We start from the raw sequence: 5621 nt of genomic DNA, 5'->3' as shown, positions 1-5621 counted from the left end.
CGCTCCGCCTCTCGGGGCCGGGCCACCGCGCCCAGCACCACCGCGACCGCGACCGCGCACGCGGGCAGCTCCAGGCTGAAGTCGAAGAGGTTGTGCAGCGCCAGCGCCGCCACGCCGGACAGCACCGCCAGCTCCACCGGCCCGTGGTCCTCGCGCCGCACGCGCCGCACGAAGGCCCAGAGGCCCAGCGCCAGCAGCAGCAAGCCCGGCACGCCCCACTCCGCCGCCACCTGCAACACCGCGTTCTCCGGGTGCGTGAAGGTGTTGGGGTTGGGCTCGGTCTGGTAGCGCGGGAAGGCGGCCTCGAACGCGCCGCGGCCCATGCCCAGCACCGGGAAGGCACGGGCCGCGCGGGCCATCATCGGCCAGGGCTCCAGCTTGCCCCGGCGCAGGGACGCCATGCCGTCCACGGTGCGGGCCTCCGCCCACAGCTGATCCGCCGCCAGGTACGCGCCCACAGACAGCGTCGCCAGGAGCCCCAGCAGCACCGCCGCGCCCCGGCCCCACGCGGGCCTCGCGGGAGTGCGCGCCTCGCGCCGCTGCTTCATCAACCACGCGGCGAGCAGCACCTGCCCGAAGACGAAGAACACGATGCCGCGCGCGACAGCGACAGCAGCACGCCCGCGCCGGAGACGAGCGCCGCCATCGCGAAGGGCCACGCGCGCGAACGCGGCTGCTTCGACAGCGCGAGCCCCACCGCCACCGTCGCGCACAACCCCAGGAAGCCCGCGAGGTGGTTGGGGTTCCCGAACGGCGTCACCAGCGGCGGCCGCGCATGCCGTGTACGCGCGCAGCCCGAACAGCGTCTCCACGCCGAACAGCGCGTGTCCAGCCCACCGCCGCCACCGCCGCGCCCGTGAACGCCAGCACCGCGAGCAGCCGCTGCCGCGACGCCCGCGCCCGGCACACCTGCACCGCCGCGACGAACGTCAGCAGGTAGGCCAGGTGCTTCGCCAGCTCACGCCAGGTGGCGGAGGGCTCCAGTGACACCGGCCGCCAGCCCGTGAGCCCCAGCGGCACGAGCACGTCCTCGCGCAGCGCCGCGGCCTCCGGGCTCACCCAGGCGAGCAGCCCGGGTGGCAGCGGCACGAGCTGCAGCGCGCACAGCACCATGCCGCCCACCAGCGGCGCGGCCAGGAGCGGCACGCGCGGGGTCTCCCCCTGCCGCCGCGCCCCCACGAAGGCCAGGACCGCCGCGGCCCGGACAGCACGCCCAGCGGCCACGACACCCAATGCGCCGCGCCGCCGAGCGCCACCGGCCCCAGCACCACCAGCGCCGCGAGGGCCACTTCCGCGAAGACGGTGTACCGGGAGACGCGGTGGGGACCAGGAGCCATGCGAGGCGCGGGAGTATGTCACGCTCCTCGCGGGCCTCCGTGGCCTGCCCCCTCGGGCAGGAGGCGCGCCGCCTGGACGCCTCCTCCCCTGACGCGGCGGTCCCGGGCCGTCGAATGAACGGGCCCCCCGGGACACCGCTTGCATCCGGGGACCCATCTGGCATCTTCGCCCGACCCCATGCGTCGCTTCCTGCTCACCGCCGCCGTCCTCTGCGCCTCCCTCTCCGGACTCACCGCGTGCAAGAGCAGTTGCCGCGAGCTGTCCGAGAAGCTCTGCGAGTGCGCCTTGAACTCGGTGGAGAAGCAGGCCTGTCAGCAGCGCGCCGCCGACGAGGAGGGCCGCGTGGAGCCCACCGCCGAGGACGAGATCGCCTGCGAGGCGAAGCTCGAGGGCTGCGACTGCCGCACCATCGAGACCGAGGAAGGCAAGAAGGCCTGCGGCCTCGCCCGCTGAGCACCGTCCGCTGAAGGGACGCGCCCGGAGCACCCCGCGAAGCACTACGCGCCCGGCACCACGGGAGCCGGAGCCGGCCGCGCGGGAGCGCCCTCCACCCACGGCTGGAGCCCGCGCTTCACCCGCGAGCGCCACGGCGTCTCCACCCACCGGTGCACCGCCACCGACGCGGGCACCAGCAACACCAGCAGCACCGCCAGGAAGCGCGTGGGCGACGACAGGTCCACGAACCGCCCCAGCCAGTGCACCCCCTCGCTGACGGGGAACTGGAGCAGGTACAGCGCGTAGCTGGCCCCCCCCAGGTGCACCAGCCACGGCCGCGCCAGCGCCTGCCCCAGCGGGCCGCCGCCGCGCGCCAGCCCGTACACCAGCAGCGCCGATGCGGGCGCCAGCAGCGCGTTGTGCATCAGCGGATACGGAATGGACGCGCCCTGCGAGAAGCCCAGCAGCAGCAGCGCCGCGCCCGCCAGCGCCATCACCGCGCCGGAGCGCCGGGGCGCCGCCGCCGCCCGCTCCCGCACGAAGACGCGCCCCAGCAGCACGCCCAGGAGGAACTCCGGCAGGCGCACCAGCGGGTTGAGCTTCAGCACCGTCAGCCAGACGCCGCCGGATGCCGCGTCCAGCGGGCCCGGCCCGTCCGGCCGCAGCACCAGGTAGAGCACCGGCGGCAGCAGGCCCAGCATCCACACGCCCACCAGGGCCGCCGCCATGCGCGCGCCGCGGAAGCGCTCCAGCCGCCCGGCCAGCGCGGGGAACACGGCGTAGAAGAACGCCTCCACCGACACGGACCAGGACGGCGGGTTCCAGTACAGCGCGAGCCGGGGCACCCAGGACTGGAGCAGCAGCAGCGTGGTGAGCCCCGCCGTGCCCAGCTTCGCCACGGCCACCGGCAGCGGGTTGTCCGCCAGCGAGGCCCGCGCCGTGGGCACCGCCGACAAGAGGAACATCAGGAGGAACACCGGGTACACGCGCGCCACGCGCGCGCTCCAGAACGCCCGGGGCGGGGTCTGCATCCCGCCGGCCGTGTCCACGTAGTTGTACGCGAGCACGAAGCCGGACAGGAGGAAGAAGACCCCCACGGACGCATAGCCGGAGGCCACCACCTGCACCATCCACTCCGGCGCCACGCCCTGGATGCACGGGGTGCCGAAGTGGAACAACACGACGTGCAGGGCCGCCAGGAAGCGCAGCCCCGTCAGTGCATCCAGCGAACCTCCGGACTGCTGCTTCATTACTTCCGGCCGATGCCGAAGTAGGTGAAGCCCTGCTCACGCATGCGCGCGGGCTGGAAGATGTTGCGGCCGTCGAAGACGACCGGCGACTTCATCAGCTTCTTCATGCGGTCGAAGTCCGGGTGGCGGAACTCGTTCCACTCCGTCACCACGAACAGGCCGTCCACGCCCTCCAGCGCGTCGTACGGCACCTCCGCGTAGCGGATGCGGTCGCCGAAGACGCGCCGGGCCGCGTGCGAGGACACCGGGTCATGGGCAATCACCGTCGCGCCCTTGCCGATGAGGCCCTCGATGACCTCGATGGACGGCGCCTCGCGCATGTCGTCCGTCTTCGGCTTGAACGCCAGGCCCCAGACGCCGAACTTCTTGCCCTCCAGCGACCCGTAGTGCTTCACGGCCTTGTTCACGAGCAGCTTCTTCTGCCGCTCGTTGGTGCGCTCCACCGCGCGCAGCAGGTCCAACTCCAGGCCGTACTCGCGCGCCGTGGTGACCAGCGCCTTCACGTCCTTGGGGAAGCAGGAGCCGCCGTAGCCCACGCCGGGGAAGAGGAACGGGTAGCCGATGCGCTTGTCCGCGCCCAGGCCCTTGCGCACGAAGTCCACGTCCGCGCCCACCTTCTCGCAGAGCGCGGAGATGTCGTTCATGAACGAGATGCGCGTCGCGAGCATCGCGTTGGCCGCGTACTTCGTCAGCTCCGCGGAGCGCGTGTCCATGAACAGGATGGGGTTCTCCGTGCGCACGAACGGCGCGTAGAGCTCTCCCATGATGTTCCGCGCGCGCTCCGTGTCCGCGCCGATGACGACGCGGTCCGGCTTGAAGAAGTCGTCCAGCGCGGCGCCTTCCTTCAGGAACTCCGGGTTGGAGACGACGTCGAACTCCACGTCCGTCACCTTGGCGATGGCGTCGCGGACCTTGTCCGCGGTGCCCACCGGCACGGTGCTCTTGTCCACCACCACCGTGTACTGCTTCATCGCGCGGCCCACCGCCTGCGCCGCCGCGAGCACGTACTGGAGGTCGGCCTCGCCGCTCTCCCCTTCCGGGGTGCCTACGGCGATGAACACGGCCTGGGCGTTCGCCACGCCCTCCGCCAGGTTCGTCGTGAACGTGAGGCGCTTCTCCTTCACGTTCTTGCGGATGAGCTCCTCCAGACCCGGCTCGTAGATGGGGACCTGTCCATCCTGGAGCATGCGGATCTTCCGCTCGTCGATGTCCACGCACGCGACGTCGTTGCCCGAGTCCGCGAAGCAGGTGCCCGCGACGAGTCCGACGTAGCCCGATCCGATAATGGCAATGCGCATTCTTTGAGTGTCCTGGTTTCGACAGGTGGCGTCATGAACTCATACGCCGACCCGCGCACCGAAAGGAAGCCCGGGCACGCAGGACGCAGAGCAACCAGACAGGCTTATCGCCCTGTGAGGAGGCGCCGCAGTCTGTCCACGCCCCGCAGGGCGGACGAACGTCCGGGGGTGCTCACCGGACCCACCACCCCCCTGTCCAGCAGCTCCCGCGTCGCGCGGCGCAGCGGCGGGAAGGCGGCGGTGGCCTGTCCTTCCGCGTCCGGGAACAGCCGCGCCACGATGGCCAGCGACGTGTAGAGGGCGCGCTCCAGGCCGAACGCCTCCGCGCGCGACAGCAGGGCCGGCACGTCCAGCGGGCGCGAGTACACGCCGCCCATCCAGGTGGCGCCGGTGATGAGCTCGCGCAGGTCCACGAACGACAGCCACGGCACGTCATACCCGTGGTGGGCCTGGTCCAGCGCGGTGAGCAGCAGCACGTCCTCCAGCTCCGGGCGGAAGACGGACTGCCCGTAGACCTTCATGGGTCGGGCGCGCTCGAAGACGCCGGCCAACTGCTCACGTCGGTTCGCGCCCAGCACGTCCGCGTAGAGGTGGATGGGCGTGCGGCCGTCGGACACGATGCGCGCCGCGCCGGTGTTGCCCGTGTCCGGCTCCGGGACGAACTCGTGGTTGGACAGGTAGCCGGCGAAGCCGTCCACGTCCATGCGGCGCACCAGCACCTGGATGTCCAGCACGGGCCGGAAGCCCACGTGCGGGTAGAGCGCCTCCGCGAAGGCCGCGCCGCCCAGCAGCAGCAGCTTGCGGCCCTCCAGTTGATCCACGATGCGCTTGAAGTGGACCAGCTTCATGACGTTGTCGTTCACGGAGCCGGTGTAGATGGCCATCAGCCGGTCGCGGGCCCACTCCGGCGCCTCGCCCCCGCCCATCCGGTACTCCAGGTTGTACGCCGCCAGCGGCGCCAGCCCCTGCGAGATGGCCCAGTCGACGTAGGCCTCCCAGGGCGCGCCCCGGAGCTTTCCGCGCGGGGGCTCGAAGGAGGACAGGACCCGGAAGGTGTCGAGGAGGCTGGGCGCCATGGTGCGGCACCTTTAATGGGCCGGCCCGCCCGCCGCAATCACCGTCTTCCAGCAGGCGAGCGGACGGGCCTTGGCGCCCCTGACTCCGTTCCCGCCACGACAGGCGGCCGGAGCCCCCGCAGCCGCCGCAGCGCGTACCGCACCATGGGCCGGGCCCGGGGGGCCAGGGCCAGCTTCGCGGCAACCCAGGCCGGCTTGTTGCGCGCCAGCTCCGCCCCCACCAG

Annotated in this window: 7 protein-coding genes and 1 pseudogene; 1 reads left to right on the top strand and 7 read right to left on the bottom strand. The window is 72.3% G+C overall.

What is annotated here, in order from left to right; all coding sequences use genetic code 11:
• The 3 genes from ACLEQD_RS35505 to ACLEQD_RS35495 all read right to left on the bottom strand — a co-directional run.
• A partial coding sequence (locus ACLEQD_RS35505; protein WP_410390226.1) for an O-antigen ligase family protein occupies nucleotides 1–590 on the bottom strand: 590 nt, incomplete at its 3' end.
• Nucleotides 548–760, bottom strand: coding sequence for a hypothetical protein (locus tag ACLEQD_RS35500; protein ID WP_410390224.1), 213 nt, complete (start codon nucleotides 758–760; stop codon nucleotides 548–550). The genes ACLEQD_RS35500 and ACLEQD_RS35505, both read right to left, overlap by 43 nt.
• On the bottom strand, nucleotides 757–1146 hold the full coding sequence (locus tag ACLEQD_RS35495; protein WP_410390222.1) for a hypothetical protein: 390 nt from the start codon (nucleotides 1144–1146) through the stop codon (nucleotides 757–759). The genes ACLEQD_RS35500 and ACLEQD_RS35495 overlap by 4 nt, the downstream gene beginning before the upstream one ends.
• A gap of 369 nt (nucleotides 1147–1515) precedes the next feature.
• Here ACLEQD_RS35495 and ACLEQD_RS35490 point away from each other — a divergent pair, with 369 nt between their 5' ends.
• A complete protein-coding gene (locus ACLEQD_RS35490) occupies nucleotides 1516–1791 on the top strand; it encodes a hypothetical protein (protein WP_410390220.1) in 276 nt (91 codons plus the stop codon).
• Nucleotides 1792–1835: 44 nt separating this feature from the next.
• On the opposite strand, the gene ACLEQD_RS35485 is transcribed toward ACLEQD_RS35490, so the two are convergent.
• From ACLEQD_RS35485 to ACLEQD_RS35470, 4 genes and pseudogenes are all read right to left on the bottom strand, one after another.
• Complete coding sequence (locus ACLEQD_RS35485) at nucleotides 1836–3023, bottom strand: acyltransferase family protein (RefSeq protein ID WP_410390218.1); 1188 nt, start codon at nucleotides 3021–3023, stop codon at nucleotides 1836–1838.
• Nucleotides 3023–4321: a UDP-glucose dehydrogenase family protein gene (locus ACLEQD_RS35480; RefSeq protein WP_410390216.1), complete on the bottom strand. Its 1299-nt coding sequence runs from the start codon at nucleotides 4319–4321 to the stop codon at nucleotides 3023–3025. Before ACLEQD_RS35480 ends, ACLEQD_RS35485 begins: the two co-directional genes overlap by 1 nt.
• Nucleotides 4322–4425: 104 nt before the next feature.
• Complete coding sequence (locus tag ACLEQD_RS35475; RefSeq protein WP_410390214.1) at nucleotides 4426–5397, bottom strand: nucleotidyltransferase family protein; 972 nt, start codon at nucleotides 5395–5397, stop codon at nucleotides 4426–4428.
• Between the two features lie 38 nt (nucleotides 5398–5435).
• Nucleotides 5436–5621 (bottom strand): annotated as a pseudogene (locus ACLEQD_RS35470) (hypothetical protein); the annotation flags it as partial.

Source organism: Corallococcus sp. 4LFB, assembly GCF_046520365.1.
Lineage (GTDB): Bacteria > Myxococcota > Myxococcia > Myxococcales > Myxococcaceae > Corallococcus > Corallococcus caeni.
This window is presented reverse-complemented; position numbering and strand designations above follow the sequence as displayed.